The 16,368-nt window shown below is 70.9% G+C and carries 14 protein-coding genes; all 14 read right to left on the reverse strand.

Annotated features, from left to right (window positions below):
* Window positions 1–79 precede the first annotated feature (79 nt).
* The gene (locus IEY91_RS25370) at window positions 80–1,216 is read right to left on the reverse strand and encodes a DivIVA domain-containing protein (RefSeq protein ID WP_164325815.1); all 1,137 of its coding nucleotides are present in this window, start codon (window positions 1,214–1,216) and stop codon (window positions 80–82) included.
* A 46-nt stretch (window positions 1,217–1,262) separates the two neighbouring features.
* Window positions 1,263–1,547, reverse strand: a complete 285-nt coding sequence (locus IEY91_RS25375) for a YggT family protein (RefSeq protein ID WP_164325814.1) — start codon at window positions 1,545–1,547, stop codon at window positions 1,263–1,265.
* Window positions 1,548–1,641: 94 nt separating this feature from the next.
* Entirely contained in the window at window positions 1,642–2,289 is a 648-nt protein-coding gene (locus tag IEY91_RS25380; protein WP_164325813.1) for a cell division protein SepF, read from the reverse strand.
* 129 nt (window positions 2,290–2,418) lie between these two features.
* The gene (locus IEY91_RS25385) at window positions 2,419–3,138 is read right to left on the reverse strand and encodes a YggS family pyridoxal phosphate-dependent enzyme (RefSeq protein WP_164325812.1); all 720 of its coding nucleotides are present in this window, start codon (window positions 3,136–3,138) and stop codon (window positions 2,419–2,421) included.
* A gap of 6 nt (window positions 3,139–3,144) precedes the next feature.
* Window positions 3,145–3,885: a peptidoglycan editing factor PgeF gene (pgeF, locus tag IEY91_RS25390; RefSeq protein WP_189175807.1), complete on the reverse strand. Its 741-nt coding sequence runs from the start codon at window positions 3,883–3,885 to the stop codon at window positions 3,145–3,147.
* Window positions 3,882–5,108, reverse strand: a complete 1,227-nt coding sequence (gene ftsZ, locus IEY91_RS25395) for a cell division protein FtsZ (RefSeq protein WP_164325811.1) — start codon at window positions 5,106–5,108, stop codon at window positions 3,882–3,884. Before ftsZ ends, pgeF begins: the two co-directional genes overlap by 4 nt.
* A 275-nt stretch (window positions 5,109–5,383) precedes the next feature.
* Complete coding sequence (locus IEY91_RS25400; RefSeq protein ID WP_164325810.1) at window positions 5,384–6,187, reverse strand: cell division protein FtsQ/DivIB; 804 nt, start codon at window positions 6,185–6,187, stop codon at window positions 5,384–5,386.
* A 16-nt stretch (window positions 6,188–6,203) separates the two neighbouring features.
* Window positions 6,204–7,298, reverse strand: coding sequence for an undecaprenyldiphospho-muramoylpentapeptide beta-N-acetylglucosaminyltransferase (gene murG, locus IEY91_RS25405; protein WP_164325809.1), 1,095 nt, complete (start codon window positions 7,296–7,298; stop codon window positions 6,204–6,206).
* 6 nt (window positions 7,299–7,304) lie between these two features.
* On the reverse strand, window positions 7,305–8,618 hold the full coding sequence (gene ftsW / locus IEY91_RS25410) for a putative lipid II flippase FtsW (protein WP_189175808.1): 1,314 nt from the start codon (window positions 8,616–8,618) through the stop codon (window positions 7,305–7,307).
* Window positions 8,619–8,762: 144 nt separating this feature from the next.
* Window positions 8,763–10,175, reverse strand: coding sequence for a UDP-N-acetylmuramoyl-L-alanine--D-glutamate ligase (gene murD, locus IEY91_RS25415; RefSeq protein ID WP_189175809.1), 1,413 nt, complete (start codon window positions 10,173–10,175; stop codon window positions 8,763–8,765).
* Window positions 10,172–11,242 carry a phospho-N-acetylmuramoyl-pentapeptide-transferase gene (gene mraY / locus IEY91_RS25420; protein ID WP_164325806.1) on the reverse strand — a complete coding sequence of 357 codons (1,071 nt, stop codon included), beginning with the start codon at window positions 11,240–11,242 and terminating at the stop codon, window positions 10,172–10,174. Before mraY ends, murD begins: the two co-directional genes overlap by 4 nt.
* The gene (locus tag IEY91_RS25425) at window positions 11,239–12,669 is read right to left on the reverse strand and encodes a UDP-N-acetylmuramoyl-tripeptide--D-alanyl-D-alanine ligase (RefSeq protein ID WP_189175810.1); all 1,431 of its coding nucleotides are present in this window, start codon (window positions 12,667–12,669) and stop codon (window positions 11,239–11,241) included. Before IEY91_RS25425 ends, mraY begins: the two co-directional genes overlap by 4 nt.
* 4 nt (window positions 12,670–12,673) lie before the next feature.
* On the reverse strand, window positions 12,674–14,329 hold the full coding sequence (locus IEY91_RS25430; protein WP_164325804.1) for a UDP-N-acetylmuramoyl-L-alanyl-D-glutamate--2,6-diaminopimelate ligase: 1,656 nt from the start codon (window positions 14,327–14,329) through the stop codon (window positions 12,674–12,676).
* Window positions 14,330–14,379: 50 nt separating this feature from the next.
* On the reverse strand, window positions 14,380–16,368 hold a 1,989-nt coding region (locus tag IEY91_RS25435; protein ID WP_229697217.1), incomplete at its 5' end, for a peptidoglycan D,D-transpeptidase FtsI family protein.

A 16,368-nucleotide genomic window follows, 5' to 3' on the forward strand; every position in this document is an offset into this window, starting at 1 on the left:
ACACAAAAGGGCGAGGCCCCCGGAATCCCGGGGGCCTCGCCCTGAACGGCTGCCGACGCCTATGGCGTGGTGACGCCCGTCAGTTGTCGTCCTCGTCGATGAGGAAGCCGCGCATCGGCGAGGGCGCCTGCTGCATGGGCTGCTGCCCCTGCGGCCGCACCGGCGCCATCGGCTGCGTCATCGCGGGCGACATCTGCTGCTGCCCGCCGTAGGACGGCGCGCCCTGCGGCTGGTTGCCACCCATCGACTGGTTGCCGCCGTAGGACGGGGCACCCGCGCCGGCCGAGGCCATGGAAGGCGCCGGGGACGGCGGAAGGGAGGCGGTCGCCGGGGTCCGCGGCGGGGCCAGCGAGTCGTCGGCCTGGGTCTCCAGCTGACGCAGCTGCGACTCCAGGTAGGACTTCAGCCGCGTGCGGTACTCGCGCTCGAAGCCGCGCAGGTCCTCGACCTTGCGCTCCAGCGTGGCGCGGGCGGACTCCAGGGAGCCCATCGCGACACGGTGCTTCTCCTGCGCGTCCCGCTCCAGGGCGTCGGCCTTGGCACGGGCGTCCCGCTCCAGACCCTCGGCGCGCGAACGAGCCTCGCCGACGATCTTGTTGGCCTCGGAACGGGCCTCCGCGATCGCCTGGTCGGCGGTCTGCTGGGCAAGGGAGAGCACACGCGCGGCGCTGTCGCCGCCGGGGCCCTGACCGGGCTGCGGCATCTGCGGACCGTGCCCGCCCATGGGACCGCCCATCGGGCCGCCCATCTGTCCCTGCATCTGGCCGGGGCCGGGGCCCATCGGACCCTGACCCATCGGGCCGGGACCCTGCGGACCACCCTGCGGGCCGTGCCCACTGGGGCCCGGGGGAAGCTGCGGAGCACCGCCCGGAAGCTGCGGCGGGCCGCCCATCGGGTGCTGCTGCTGCGGCGGCACCGGCTGCGGACCCGATATTGCGGCGGGCACGGGGGCGCCGGGACCGCGCTGGTCCTGCGGCCCGTCGGGGCCACCGGGACCGCCGGGGCCCTTGCGCATACCGCCCTGCTGCTGGTTCTGCGCGGCCGCGCGCGTGGCCGCGGCCAGCTTGGCGCGCAGGTCCTCGTTCTCGCGGAGCAGGCGGGTCAGTTCGGCTTCGACCTCATCGAGGAAGGCATCGACCTCGTCCTCGTCATAGCCTTCTCGGAGGCGGACGGTCGTGAACTGCTTGTTCCGCACGTCCTCGGGGGTCAACGGCATCTCTTCACCTCAACGTAGTCGTCGGCATTCGGCAAGACCGTATCGTTCACAAGCCGCTCACGACGGTGATCAGGATGTAGACGATGATCATCAGTACGAAGAAGGACAGGTCGAGCGCCACGCCCCCGAGACGCAGCGGCGGAATGAACCGCCGCAGAAGCTTGAGCGGTGGATCGGTGACAGTGTAGGTGGCCTCCAGAACGACCACCATCGCCTTGCCGGGTTGCCATGAGCGGGCGAACTGGAAGACGTAGTCCATGACCAGTCGGAAGATCAGCACGATGAGGAAACACATCAGCGCGATGTAGATCACTTGCAAGACCACGCCCATGTTCGCGTTTCCCTCTCCCCTGTTCTCAGTCGAGTGTTCTCGGTCGAGACCGTGCCGTGTCGATCCGGTAACTGCCGTCTACTGCACTTGCGTCTCAGCTCTGGTTGAAGAACCCGCCCTCTGCGATGCGGGCCTTGTCCTCCGCCGTGACATCGACGTTAGCAGGCGACAACAGGAACACCTTCTGCGTCACTCGCTCGATACTGCCATGCAGACCGAAGACCAGACCGGCCGCAAAGTCGACAAGTCGCTTCGCGTCCGTGTCGTCCATCTCCGTCAAGTTCATGATCACCGGGGTGCCTTCGCGGAAGTGTTCCCCGATGGTACGGGCTTCGTTGTAGGTCCGGGGGTGGAGTGTGGTGATGCGGTAGGGCTCACGCTCGGACACGACCTTGGGCATGATCACCGGTGCGTTCTTCTCCAGGCTCTGGCGTTCAGGTGTGATGGATGCCACGGGGGCGATTCGCGCCGGACGTCCCGATTCAGCGGCAAGCGAAGCGGCGCGCGGCGCCGGTTCGCGAGGTGCCGGAGGCTGTACCACTCGTACCGATTCGTCCCGATCCAAGTCCCGGTCCGACAGGTGGGACTGGTGCGACTGGTGAGGCGGTTCATGCCGCCGGCGGTCGCGCTCGGGCTCCGGCTCGGGCTCGAAATCGTCATCGGGGTCGAATCCCCGACCGTCGTAACCGTCGTCCTCCACGAGGCCGAGGTAGACCGCCATCTTGCGCATCGCGCCGGCCATGCTCTGAGTCCTCCGCTCTGTGGTGGATCGAGAGGTCCGTCGTCATCAACTGCCCGCGATCCACGAGGCATCCCCGCCGAACTGCGGGAATGACCATATTTTCTGCTGTGGTCCGACTTCCTGGCGACGTTACCCGAGCCCGCGTCGGACTCCGAGTACCGCCGTACCGACGCGCACATGTGTCGCACCGGCCGCCACGGCCTGTTCGAGGTCCGCACTCATCCCTGCCGACACCATGTTCGCAGCCGGATGGGCCACGCGCAGGGCAGTCGACAAATCCATCAGCCGCTCGAACGCCGCCTGTTGCCGCCCCGCGTACTCCCCGGTGAGCGGCGCGACCGTCATCAGACCGTCGAGCCGCAGCCCGGGAGCGTCGGCCACGAGACCTGCCAACTCTTCGATTCCGCCCGGCCCGACGCCACCACGGTCGCCCCGGCCGTCGGCCCCCGCGTCCAGCGCGATCTGGAGCAGACAGCCGATCTCGCGCCCGGCGCGCACGGCGGCCGCCGACAGGGCCGTGACCAGCTTCGGCCGGTCGACCGACTGCACCACGTCCGCGTAACCGACCACGGAGCGCACCTTGTTGGTCTGCAACTGGCCCACGAAGTGCCAACTGAGGGGCAGATCCGCGCAGTCCGCCGCCTTCGGCGCCGCGTCCTGGTCGCGGTTCTCGGCGACGTGGCGCACGCCCAGTTCCGAGAGAAACCGCACATCGCTCGCGGGGTAGGTCTTGGTGACCACGATCAGGGTCAGCTCTTCGCGCTTGCGACCCGCGGCCGCGCAGGCCGCCGCGATGCGTTCTTCTACTTTCGCCAGATTTCCGGCGAGTTCCGCCTTACGGTCCGTCATGCCCCATCAGTCCAGCCAGACGTAGCCCGCGAGCCGACCGGTGGTGCGGTCGCGGCGGTACGAGAAGTGGTCGCCCGACTCCAGCGTGCACACCGGGGACTGCTCCCGGGCGCTCACCCCGAGCCGGTCGAGCTGGGCGTGCACGCCCGCGGTCACGTCGACCGCGGGGGTGCCCCAGCTCGTCTCGGCGTACGACGCGGGTTCCACGGCGGCGACGTCGGCGCGCATGTCCGCGGGTACTTCATAGCAACGGCCGCAGACGGCGGGCCCGGTGCGGGCCACGATCCGCTCCGGCCGGGCGCCCAGGCGCACCATGGCCTCGACGGCCGCGGGCACCACCCCGGCCACCAGGCCGGGACGGCCCGCGTGCGCCGCCGCGGCGACTCCCGCGGCCGGGTCGGCGAGCAGCACCGGGGTGCAGTCGGCGGTGAGCACGGCGAGGGCGAGGCCACGCCGTGCGGTGACGATCGCGTCGACGGCGGGGATGTCCTCGTCGACACCCCACGGTCCGTCGACGACGGCGACGTCCCTGCCGTGCACCTGGTTCATCCAGACCACGCGCGCGGGATCGACGCCGAGGTTCTTCGCGGCCAACTCTCGGTTGCGCCGTACGGCTTCGGGGTCGTCGCCGACCGCGCCGCCGAGGTTGAGCTCCTCGTACGGAACGGCGCTCACCCCGCCCCACCGGTCGGTGAAGGCGAAGTGGGCGCCGCTCTCGGTGCTCGTTGCGGAGCGCTGGTCTATCACTTCAGGAAGTCCGGCACGTCCAGCTCTTCGGCCTGACTGTCCTGGTGCAGACGGGTCGAGGGGACCTGCGGCGGCGTGACCGGCGTGGCCGGGGGCTCGCTCGCCGGGGTCGGCTCGGGCTTCTCGGCCGGGGCCGAGTCGTCGCGCGCGGTGACGCTGCCGAGGCCGCCGAAGGCCGGGGCGGGGCGCGACGATTCGCTGGGGCGGGCCGGGGTGGCCGGCTCCTCGCGCTTGCCGGACGCGGAGCCGAGGACGTTGTCCCGCTTGGACGGGGGCTGTCCGCCGTCGAATCCGGCCGCGATGACGGTGACCCGGACCTCGTCGCCGAGCGCGTCGTCGATGACCGCGCCGAAGATGATGTTGGCCTCGGGGTGCGCGGCCTCGCTGACCAGCTGGGCGGCTTCGTTGATCTCGAACAGGCCGAGGTCGGAGCCGCCGGAGATGGAGAGCAGGACGCCGCGGGCGCCGTCGATGGACGCCTCCAGGAGCGGCGAGGAGATCGCCATCTCGGCTGCGGCCACCGCGCGGTCGTCGCCGCGGGCCGAGCCGATGCCCATGAGGGCCGAACCGGCCTCCGACATGACCGACTTGACGTCGGCGAAGTCGAGGTTGATCAGGCCGGGCGTGGTGATGAGATCGGTGATGCCCTGCACACCGGAGAGGAGCACCTGGTCGGCCGACTTGAAGGCGTCGAGCACGCTGACCTGGCGGTCCGAGATGGACAGGAGCCGGTCGTTGGGGATGACGATGAGGGTGTCGACCTCTTCGCGGAGCTCGGCGATGCCGTCCTCCGCCTGGTTCGCGCGGCGGCGGCCCTCGAAGGTGAACGGTCGTGTGACCACACCGATCGTCAGGGCGCCGAGGGAACGCGCGATGTTGGCGACCACGGGCGCGCCGCCCGTGCCGGTGCCGCCGCCCTCACCGGCCGTCACGAAGACCATGTCGGCCCCCTTGAGGACCTCCTCGATCTCCTCGCGGTGGTCCTCGGCGGCCTTGCGGCCGACGGCCGGGTTGGCTCCTGCGCCGAGTCCGCGGGTGAGTTCACGGCCCACGTCGAGCTTGACGTCGGCGTCGCTCATCAACAGGGCTTGCGCGTCGGTGTTGATGGCGATGAACTCGACGCCCTTGAGACCGACCTCGATCATCCGGTTGATGGCATTGACACCACCGCCGCCGACACCGATGACTTTGATGACTGCGAGGTAGTTCTGCGGTGCTGCCACGTCGAAGGCCTCTCGCCTCGAGTTACGTGTCGCCGTCTCGCGCTTGGGCGATACGACGACTGATGCCGAATGGGACGGTCCGAACGCCGACCCGAACCCTAACGCTGAAGTTTAGGGTTACCAGTGTGTCTGTTCCCTGGACTCTTCCGAACAGGACACTAAGTCGACAAGTGGCGCACGTTCAACGAACACGCCGAACCTCCCGTTTTTCTTTTCACCCTATGTGATCAGGCGCAGGGCTGCCCATCCAGGGTGCTGGCCTGCGCTGATGTACGTCAACTTCCTGATGACGCAGGGGCGGTGGGGACGCTCACGTCGAAGTGCCGTGCCTTCGGGACGGCTTTCATCAGCGCGGCGAGCGCCTGCGCCTTTGCGCGCCCCTTCTCACCGCTCCCCCACATGACCGTGCGCCCGCCGCGCAACTCCAGCGAGATGGAGTCGTACGAACGGACCTTGACCGTCCGGGTCTGCGAGGACGCCGCTCCGGGCAGGGCGGCGACCACGCGTACGGCCTCGCGCCGCAGCCGCGGCGCGTCGAAGCGGCGGAGGCTGGCGGCGGCGCTGCCCGCGGTGCCCGTTGCCATTTCGAGGAGCGGGGTGCCCTTCGGGGCCTTCTCGACCGTGGCGAAACGGACGCCCTTCGCGTCCACTTCGATGAACTTTCCGCCCTTTTTCATGAGCAGAACCGGCGTGCGCTCGGTCACTTTCAGTGCGATTCCGTGGGGCCATGAGCGGACGACATCAACCGAGTCAATTCGGGGCAATTTCCTCAGCAGCCGCTCTTCGATGGCCGCGGAGTCGACCGAAATCAGCGGTCCGCCGAGCGGAACGTCCGCGGCCGCCCGCACCTCGTGCGGCTTGAGCACCATCGTCCCGGACGTCGTCACCTTCTCCGCGCGCAGCCACGGCGAGCCGTAGACCACCCAGGCGCCGCCCCCGGCCAGTACGGCGAGGGCGGCCACCAGGGCGATCAGGACGCGCGGCCGGAGCAGCCGGGGGCGGCGTGAGCGCGGGCGGGGCGGGCCCGACTTGGCTGCCCCCCGCCGTTCGGCGGTCGTCGGTCCGGCCCGTCCGGTCACGGTCCCCTGCCTTCTCTCACGCGTTGCGGCGTGACGCGATCGCCTCGTACACCATGCCGACGAGCAGGTCGTCGGCGTCCCTGCGCCCGAACTCCGAAGCGGCGCGGGACATCTCGTACAGCCGGTGCGGGTCGGCGAGCACGGGCAGGACATTGCCCTGGACCCACTCGGGGGTGAGCTCCGCGTCGTCGACCAGCAGCCCGCCGCCGGCCTTGACCACCGGCTGGGCGTTCAGCCGCTGTTCGCCGTTGCCGATGGGCAGCGGGACATAGGCGGCCGGGAGTCCGACGGCGGAGAGCTCGGCGACGGTCATCGCGCCCGCGCGGCAGAGCATCATGTCGGCCGCGGCGTACGCGAGGTCCATCCGATCCACGTACGGTACCGGGATATAGGGGGGCATCCCGGGCATGTTCTCCACGTACGGCATTTCGTTCTTCGGGCCGACCGCGTGCAGGATCTGGATGCCCGCGCGCTGGAGCACCGGGGCGACCTGCTGGACGACCTCGTTCAGGCGCCGGGCGCCCTGGGAGCCGCCGGAGACGAGCAGGGTCGGCAGGTTCGGGTCGAGGCCGAAGGCCGCGCGGGCCTCCGGGCGGACCCGGGCCCGGTCGAGCAGCGCGATGGTGCGGCGCAGCGGGATGCCGATGTAGCGCGAGCCGCGCAGCTTGCTGTCGGGCGTGGAGACCGCGACCCCGGAGGCGTACCGCGAGCCGATCTTGTTGGCGAGGCCGGGGCGCGCGTTGGCCTCGTGCACCACGATCGGCACGCCCGCGCGCTTGGCGGCGAGGTAGCCGGGCAGCGCCACATAGCCGCCGAAGCCCACGACGCAGTCGGCCTTCGTGCGCTCCAGGATCTGCTCGGCCGCCTTGATGGTGCCGCGCAGCCGCCCCGGCACCGTGATCAGCTCGGGCGTGGGCTTGCGCGGCAGGGGTACGGCGGGGATCAGGGCGAGTTCATAGCCCCGCTCGGGTACGAGTCGGGTCTCGAGGCCGCGCTCCGTGCCCAGGGCCGTGATCCCCACGGTCGGGTCCTGCCTGCGCAGGGCGTCCGCGAGGGCAAGCGCGGGCTCGATGTGGCCGGCGGTCCCCCCACCGGCGAGTACGACATGCACCGAAATTCACCGCTCTCCGGACGAACGCGCCTTGACGCGCCGTCGCATCGTGTTCCATCTCACCCGAGGTTGCCGCATGGCCAGGGCCGCCTTCGCCGCGGGGTCCTCCCGCGCGAAGGCGATGAGGAGTCCCACGGCGAACATGGTCGGCAGCAGGGCTGAGCCCCCGTAGGAGAACAGCGGGAGCGGGACACCGGCGATCGGCAGCAGACCGAGCACCGCACCGACGTTGATCACGGCCTGCGCCGTGATCCAGGTGGTCACGCCTCCCGCTGCGTACCTCACGAAGGGGTCCTCCGTGCGTCCGGCCACGCGGATACCCGCATAGCCTAGAGCCGCGAACAGGGCGAGCACCGACAGTGTCCCCGCCAGACCGAGTTCCTCCCCGGTGATGGCGAAGATGAAGTCGGTGTGCGGTTCGGGCAGTTGGCCCCATTTTTCCACACTGGCACCGAGGCCGGAACCGAAGAATCCGCCGGAGGCCAGGGCATAGATGCCGTGCACCGCCTGCCAGCACTGGTCGCTGGGGCCCGGCTCGGTCTGGCCGAGACAGGCGAGGCGGGCCATGCGGTTGGGGCTCGTCTTGATGAGAATCACACCGAGTACGGCGGCGATGCTCAGGACGCCCGCGAACAGCCGCGTCGGCGCCCCCGCGAGCCAGAGCAGCCCGAAGAGGATCGCGGTGAGGATGATGGCCGTGCCCATGTCGCCGCCCAGCATGATCAGGCCGAGCAGCATGAAGGTGACGGGAACGAGCGGCACCAGCATGTGTTTCCACTGCGTGAGCAGGCGCTTGTCCTGTTTGCGCGCCAGCAGGTCGGCGCCCCAGAGCACCAGCGCGAGCTTGCCGAACTCACTGGGCTGGAGCTGGAAAGGGCCCCCCAAATAGATCCAGTTCTGATTGCCGTTGACGCTGCGCCCTATCCCGGGAATCTGCACGAGCACCATCAGGAAGACGGAGGCCGCGAGAATCGGATAGGACAGCGCCCGGTGCAGCTTGACCGGCATCCGCATGGCCACGAGCAGCAGCGCCGAGCCCAGGACCGCGGCGACGAACTGCTTGCGGAAGAAGTAGGAGGCGGGCAGGTTCAGCTGCAGCGCCTGGATCATCGACGCCGAATAGACCATCACCAGGCCGAGCGCCGTGATCAGCAGGCTGCTGCCGAGGATCAGGTAGTACGCGGTCAGCGGCCGGTCCCAGGCCTTGCGGGCCCGGTCGTAGAGCCGCCGCAGCGAGTTCTCGCGCACCACCGGGGTGGCCCGCGGACGGGGTGGCCGTTTCGGGGTGCGCGGACTGCGCACGGACGCGCGGCCGGCCATCAGGGCCGCCCCGCGCCGGAGCGTACGACGCGACCCGTACCGGCGCCGGGCCGTCCACGAAACCCCCGCCACGACGGCGTTCCCACGGCTGCCACGTGCCCTCCTTCGGGTGCCGGGCGCCCCCGGACCACGCTGGGCCCGCCGTCAGGCGCTCGCGCCGAGTTCGCGGACGGCTGCCGCGAACGCGTCACCACGCTTGTTGTAGTTGGTGAACATGTCCATCGACGCACAGGCCGGAGCCATCAGGACGGTGTCCCCCGGCCGCGCGAGCCGCGCCGCCTGCCGTACCGCCTCGGACATCGCCCCAGTGTCCGTCCGGTCGAGGTCCACGACCGGTACTTCCGGCGCGTGTCGCGCCAGCGCTTCGCGGATCAGCGCACGGTCGGCGCCGATCAGGACGACGCCCCGCAGGCGCGCTGCCGCGCCCGCGACCAGCTCGTCGAAGGTGGCGCCCTTGGCGAGCCCGCCGGCGACCCAGACGATGGACTCGTACGCCGCCAACGACGCCTGTGCGGCGTGGGTGTTGGTGGCCTTGGAGTCGTCGATGTACGCGACGCCGTCGACATCGGCGATGTGCTCGATGCGGTGGGCGTCCGGGCGGAAGGCCCGCAGGCCCTCGCGCACGGCGGTGGCCTGCACGCCGAAGGCCCGCGCGAGGCCCGCTGCGGCCAGCGCGTTGGCGATGTTGTGCGGGGCGGGCGGCGAGACGTCCGCGACCTCGGCGAGCTCCTGGGCCTGCTTCTGGCGGTCCGGCACGAAGGCACGGTCGACCAGGATGCCGTCCACGACGCCGAGTTGGGAGGGGGCGGGCGCGTTCAGCGTGAAACCGATGGCGCGGCAGCCCTCCTCGACGTCGGCCTCGCGGACCAGGTCCTCGGTCGCCTTGTCGGCGACGTTGTAGACGCACGCGACCTGGTTGCCCTCGTAGATGCGGCCCTTGTCGGCGGCGTACGCCTCCATGGAGCCGTGCCAGTCGAGGTGGTCGGGGGCCAGGTTCAGGACGGCCGCCGAGTGGGCGCGCAGGGAGGGCGCCCAGTGCAGCTGGTAGGAGGACAGCTCGACGGCGAGCACGTCGTAGGCGTCGTCGCCTTCGAGGACCACGTCCACGATGGGCGTGCCGATGTTGCCGACGGCCGCCGTGCGCAGTCCGGCCGCGGCCAGGATGGACGCGAGCATCTGCGTGGTCGTGGTCTTGCCGTTGGTGCCGGTGATCGCGAGCCAGGGCGCGGCGTCCGGGCCGCGCAGGCGCCAGGCGATCTCGACGTCGCCGACGACGTCCACGCCCGCCGCCGCGGCGGCCGCGAAGAGCGGCGAGGACGGCTTCCAGCCGGGCGAGGTGACGACGAGGTCGGTGCCCTCGGGAAGCGTTTCGGCGTCCCCGAGGCGTACGGACATCCCACTGTCGGCGAGCTCGGCCGCCCGCGCCCGGTGGGTCTCGCCGTCGCCGCCGTCCACGACCGTCACCGCCGCGCCGAGGCCCGCGAGCGCACGGGCGGCGCTGACGCCGCTCACGCCGAGCCCGGCGACGGTGACGTTCCTGCCCTGCCAGCTGGTCACTTGGTGGCCGCCCACCCTGCGTAGAAGAGTCCGAGACCGACGATCACGCACATGCCCTGGATGATCCAGAAGCGGACCACGACAAGGACTTCTGACCACCCCTTAAGTTCGAAGTGGTGCTGGAGTGGCGCCATCTTGAAGACCCGCTTGCCGGTCAGCTTGAAGGAGCCGACCTGGATCACGACGGACATGGTGATCAGGACGAACAGGCCGCCGAGGAGCGCGATCAGCAGCTCCGTGCGGGAGCAGATGGCGAGGCCGGCGAGCGCGCCGCCGAGGGCCAGCGAGCCGGTGTCGCCCATGAAGATCTTCGCGGGCGAGGTGTTCCACCACAGGAAGCCGAAGCAGGCACCCATCAGCGCGGAGGCCACGACCGCCAGGTCCAGTGGGTCTCTGACCTCGAAACACGCCTCCGGGTTGGTGAGCGTGTTCGCGTTGGCGCAGGACTCCTGGTACTGCCAGACACCGATGAAGGTGTAGGCGCCGAAGACCATCACGGAGGCGCCGGTGGCGAGGCCGTCGAGGCCGTCGGTGAGGTTCACGCCGTTCGACATCGCGAGGATCATGAACAGCGCCCAGACCACGAACAGGACCGGGCCGATCGACCAGCCGAAGTCCGTGACGAACGACAGCTTGGTGGACGCCGGGGTCTGGTTGCGGTTGTCCGGCCAGTTCAGCGCGAGCACGGCGAAGCCGATGCCGACGATGAGCTGGCCGGCCATCTTCGCCTTGGCGCGCAGGCCGAGCGAGCGCTGCTTGACGATCTTGATGTAGTCGTCGAGGAAGCCGACCAGGCCCATGCCCGCCATCAGGAAGAGCACCAGCAGGCCGGAGAGCGTGAACTCCCCGCCGGTGATGATCTTCGTGAGGAAGTACGCGATGAGCGTGGCCAGGATGAAGGCGATGCCGCCCATCGTCGGCGTACCGCGCTTGCTGTGGTGCTCGCGCGGGCCGTCGTCCCGGATGAACTGGCCATAGCCCTTGCGGGCCAGGAGCTTGATCAGCAGGGGCGTACCGACCAGGGTCAGGAAGAGCCCGATCACACCCGCGAAGAGGATCTGCCTCATCGGCCGGCGACCTGCCCCTCCGAAGACACGGCGGAGTCGTCGAGCAGCGCCAGTGCGACGCGCTCGAGCCCGACCGATCTGGACGCCTTCACCAGCACGACGTCTCCTGGGCGCAGCTCGCTGCGCAGCAGGTCGATCGCCGCCTGTGCGTCGGACACGTGCACCGACTCCTCACCCCACGAACCCTCGTTGTATGCGCCCAGTTGGAGCCAGGACGCTTCCCTGCCCCCGACTGCCACGAGCTTGTTCACGTTCAGCCGGACGGCAAGGCGTCCGACCGCGTCGTGCTCGGCGAGCCCGTCGTCACCGAGCTCGGCCATGTGACCGAGCACCGCCCACGTGCGCCCTCCCTCGGCCTGTGCGGCTCTGCCCATGGCCGCGAGCGCGCGCAGGGCGGCTCGCATGGACTCGGGGTTCGCGTTGTAGGCGTCGTTGACGACCGTCACGCCGTCCGGGCGCTCGGTGACCTCCATCCGCCAGCGGGACAGCGTGCCCGCCTCGGAGAGCGCGAGGGCGATCTCGTCCACGGACATGCCCAGCTCATGGGCGACGGCGGCCGCGGCGAGCGCGTTCGACACGTGGTGCTCACCGTACAGGCGCAGCCGCACGTCGCCGCACCCGGTGGGTGTGGTGAGCGTGAAGGCCGCCTGGCCGACCGGAGTGAGCCGGACATTCGAGGCGCGTACGTCGGCGTCCTCGGCCTCTCCGAAGAGCAGCACGCGGGCCTTCGTGCGGGCGGCCATCGCGCGTACGAGGGGGTCGTCGGCGTTGAGGATCGCGGCGCCGTCGGCCGGGAGCGCCTCGACCAGCTCGCCCTTTGCTTGCGCGATCTGCTCGCGGCCGCCGAACTCGCCGATGTGGGCGGTGCCGACGTTCAGGACGAGGCCGATCCGCGGCGGCGTCAGCTCGGTGAGGTACCGGATGTGGCCGATGCCGCGGGCGCCCATCTCCAGGACGAGGAACTTCGTCTCGTCGGTGGCGCTCAGCGCGGTCAGCGGCAGGCCGATCTCGTTGTTGAACGATCCCGGCGTCCACACGGTGGGCGCCTTGCGGCCGATGACCTGGGCGATCAGATCCTTGGTGCTGGTCTTGCCCGCGGATCCGGTGAGGGCGACGAGGGTGGCGCCGAGCCGGGCGACGACGTGCCGGGCGAGGGCGCCGAGCGCCGTCTGCACGTCGTCGACGACGATCGCGGGCACCCCGCACGGCCGCGAGGCGAGCACGGCGACCGCGCCCGCCCCCACGACCTGGGCGGCGTAGTCGTGCCCGTCGACGCGCTCGCCCACAAAAGCGGCGAACAGGCCGCCGGGCTCCACCTCACGGGAGTCCCGGACGACCGGCGCGGTCACGTGGACCTGCGGATCCGGTATGTCGTACGTCTGCCCGCCGACAACGGTGGCGATCTCGGCGAGGGAGAGGGCGATCACAACTTCATCCCTGGGTTTGCTCGATAGCTTCGCGAAGCACTTGGCGGTCGTCGAAGGGACGGACCACACCGGCGATGTCCTGGCCCTGCTCATGGCCCTTGCCCGCGACGAGAACGGTGTCGCCGGGTTCGGCGCGGGCGACGGCCGCGCGGATGGCGGCGGCCCGGTCCTCGAACACGGCGACGTCGCCGCGCTCGTGGGCGGGCACCTCGGCGGCGCCCGCGAGCATCGTCGCGAGGATGGCGAGGGGGTCCTCGCCGCGGGGGTTGTCGGAAGTCAGTACGGCGGCGTCGGCGAGCCGGGCCGCGGCCGCGCCCATCGGCTTCCGCTTGGTCTGGTCACGATCGCCGCCGCAGCCGAGCACGATGGTCAGCCGGCCCTCGGTGACCTTGCGCAGCGCGCGCAGGACCGATTCGACGGCGTCCGTCTTGTGCGCGTAGTCCACGACCGCGAGGTAGGGCTGTCCGGCGTCGACGCGCTCCAGGCGGCCGGGGACGCCCGGCACCGCGGCGATGCCGTCGGCGGCCTGCTGCGGGTCGATCCCGGCGACGGCCAGGGTCACGATCGCGGCGAGGGTGTTGGCGACGTTGAAGGGCCCCGCGAGCGGCGACTTGGCCGCGATCCGCTCGCCCTTGGGGCCGACGGCGGTGAACGTCGAGTCCATCGGCCCGACTTCGACGCCCTCCGCGCGCCAGTCCGCGTCCGGGTGGCCCTCGGCGGAGAAGGTGGTGACGGCGATCTCGGACTCGGTGACGAGCCGGCGGCCGTACTCGTCGTCGAAGTTGACCACGCCGAGCCGCGCGCGCCGCTTGGTGAAGAGCTGCGCCTTGGCCCGGAAGTAGTCCTCCATGTCGGAGTGGAACTCCATGTGCTCCGGGCTCAGGTTGTTGAAGACGGCGACGTCGAAGACGCAGCCGTCGACCCGGCCGAGCACGAGGGCGTGGCTGGAGACCTCCATCGCGACCGCGTCGACGCCGCGCTCGCGCATCACCGCGAACAGCGCCTGGAGGTCGGTGGCTTCAGGTGTGGTGCGCTCCGACTTGATGCGCTCCTCGCCGATGCGCGTCTCCACGGTGCCGATGAGGCCGGTGCTGCGGGCCGCCTTCAGGCCGCCTTCGATGAGGTACGCCGTGGTGGTCTTGCCGGACGTTCCGGTGATGCCGATCTGGAGCAGGTCGCGGCCCGGGTGGCCGTACACCGTCGCGGCCAGCTCGCCCATGACCGCGCGCGGGTCGGCGACGGCGAGCACCGGCAGACCCGTGGCGGCGGCGCGGTCGGCGCCCGTCGGGTCGGTGAGGATCGCGGCGGCGCCGAGGTCGGCGGCCTGGGCGACGAAGTCGGCGCCGTGCATGCGGGCGCCGGGCAGGGCCGCGTAGATGTCGCCGGGGCGCACCGCGCGCGAGTCGTGGGTGATCCCGGTGATGGCGGCGTCCGTGCCCGGGGCCTTGGCCCCCAGCTGATCGGCGAGCTCCACGAGGGGGGTGGCGGAGACCTGGGTCGGCCTCGGCGGTCCCGGGTAGGTCACGGGAGCGTCCTTCTGGGTGGTGTGGGACTGATCAGCGTGTGGCACGGCGGTGAGCGTACCGGGCGCACCCCGTTCGGGGCGAAGCGGGCGGTGTGGCGGAGGGTGGTTCCCCCGGTCCGGGGTGATGGTGGTCACGGGCTGTTCCTGTTCGGATCTCCGCTTGTGGCTCGGCTGCGGGCTCGGGACTACCTGCCGTTCGGCGGGCGGCCGGGCGTCTCCGGGCGGCCGGGGTCGTAGGTCACCGGGAGCCGGGCGGGGGCCTTGCCGGTGGGGGGCGTCTGGAGCGTCTTGAGGGCGAACTGCATGACCTTCTTGTAGATGGGCCCGCAGATCTGGCCGCCGAAGTAGCTGCCCTTGGTGGCGTTCTGGATGGCGCAGTAGACGGTGACGCGCGGCTTGTCGGCGGGGGCGAAGCCGGCGAAGGACGAGGTGTAGCCGCGGTAGCGGCCGGTCTTCGGGTCGACGCGGTTGGCCGTGCCGGTCTTGCCCGCGACCCGGTAGCCGGGGATGCGGGCCTTGGTGCCGGTGCCTTCCTCGTCGTCGACGACGGACTCCAGCATCCGCGCGACGGTCCGCGCGGTCTTGTCGCTGACGACGCGGGTCTTCTTCGGCGCGGGCGCGGGCGTGAAACGGCCGTCGGGGCCCTTCGTGCCGCGCACCAGGGTCGGCTCGACGCGTACGCCGCCGTTGGCGATGGTCGAGTACACGGACGCCGCCTGCATGGCGTTGATGGAGACGCCCTGGCCGAAGGGGATGGTGAACTGCTGGGAGGTCGACCACTTCTCGGGCGGCGCGAGGATGCCGGAGGTCTCGCCGGGGAAGCCGAGCCCGGTCTCCTTGCCGATGCCGAACTTGCGCAGGTACGCGTGGAGGACCTTGTTGGCCTCCTTCTGGGTCTTGCCGAGTTCGCCGGTGGCCAGGATGGTGCCGATGTTGCTGGACTTGGCGAGCACGCCGTTGAGCGTGAGGTACCAGGTCGGGTGGTCGATGTCGTCCTGGAAGAGGCGGTCGCCGCGGTGCAGGCGGTTGGGCACCGTCACGCGGGTGCCGGGGGTGGCCGCGTTCTCCTGGAGGACGGCGGCCATCGACATGACCTTGGCGGTGGAGCCGGGCTCGAAGGCGTCCTGGAGCGCGGCGTTGCCGAGGCTCGTGCTCTGGGCCTGCGAGAGGTCGTTGGGGTCGAAGCCGGGGGCGTTGGCCATGGCGAGGACCTCGCCGGTCCGGGTGTCCTGCACTATCACGTAGCCGCGGTCCGCCTTGGACTTCCTGACCTGCTCGGTGATGGCGTCCTGCGCGGCCCACTGGATGTCGCGGTCGATGGTCAGCTCGATGTCCGAGCCGGGCACGGCGGGCTTCTCGGTACTGCCCGCGGTGGGCACCTGGCGGCCGCCGGACTGGGCGTAGCGGATCTCGCCCTGCTTGCCCGAGAGTTGCCTGTTGAGCTGCTGCTCGATGCCGCCGCCGCCCTTGCCGTCGGCGTTGACCCAGCCCAGTATCCCGGCGGCCAGGCCGTCGTTGGGGTACACGCGCTTGCTGGTGGGCACGGCGAGGACGCCCGCGAGGACGTTGACCGCCTTGGAGTCGGCGCGCGCCTTGTCCGCGAGGACGGCCCGCAGGTCCTTGATCTGCTTCCAGACCTGCGGCGACTCGCGGCGGGCGAGCAGCGTGAAGCGCGTGTTCGGGGTGCGGAGCTTCTCGGCGATCTTGTCGGCGTCCGTGCCGAGGATCGGCGCGAGCAGCCCGGCGGCCTGCTCGGGCGCGTCGCCGGTCTTCGTCTCCTTCTGCGTGAAGAGCGTGGGGTCGGCCGTGATGTCGTACGCGTCCACGCTGGTGGCAAGTTCGACGCCGCCGCGGTCGGTGATGGCGCCGCGCTCGGCGGCCAGCGTGTGGCTGGAGTACCGGTTCTTCTCGGCCTTGGCGGCGTACGCGTCGGCGTCCACTGCCTGCACCTGGAAGAGCCGCACCACGAAGGCCAGCATCACGAGGGTCAGGCCGAGGCTGACCATGCGCAGGCGGGGCCGGGGGCTGCCGAGGCGGATGGTCTTGGCCTTGGCGGGCCCCGGCGGCCTGGGCGCGGACGGGCGGGGGCCGCGGGCGGCGCGCGGGCGTGCTCCCTGTCCCGGGCGGCGGCGGGCCGCGGGGCGTTCGGGGCGTGCCGGGCCGGGGACGCGGCG

The sequence above is a fragment of the Streptomyces lasiicapitis genome (genome assembly GCF_014646335.1).
Taxonomy (GTDB): Bacteria; Actinomycetota; Actinomycetes; order Streptomycetales; family Streptomycetaceae; genus Streptomyces; species Streptomyces lasiicapitis.

What these genes read in the sequence shown, in the direction of transcription:
- ftsW (WP_189175808.1), bottom strand. Translation starts at nt 8,618, where the DNA reads ATGGCCGGCCGCGCGTCCGTGCGCAGTCCGCGCACCCCGAAACGGCCA.
- mraY (WP_164325806.1), bottom strand. Translation starts at nt 11,242, where the DNA reads ATGAGGCAGATCCTCTTCGCGGGTGTGATCGGGCTCTTCCTGACCCTG.
- IEY91_RS25375 (WP_164325814.1), bottom strand. Translation starts at nt 1,547, where the DNA reads ATGGGCGTGGTCTTGCAAGTGATCTACATCGCGCTGATGTGTTTCCTC.
- IEY91_RS25385 (WP_164325812.1), bottom strand. Translation starts at nt 3,138, where the DNA reads ATGACGGACCGTAAGGCGGAACTCGCCGGAAATCTGGCGAAAGTAGAA.
- IEY91_RS25370 (WP_164325815.1), bottom strand. Translation starts at nt 1,216, where the DNA reads ATGCCGTTGACCCCCGAGGACGTGCGGAACAAGCAGTTCACGACCGTC.
- IEY91_RS25380 (WP_164325813.1), bottom strand. Translation starts at nt 2,289, where the DNA reads ATGGCCGGCGCGATGCGCAAGATGGCGGTCTACCTCGGCCTCGTGGAG.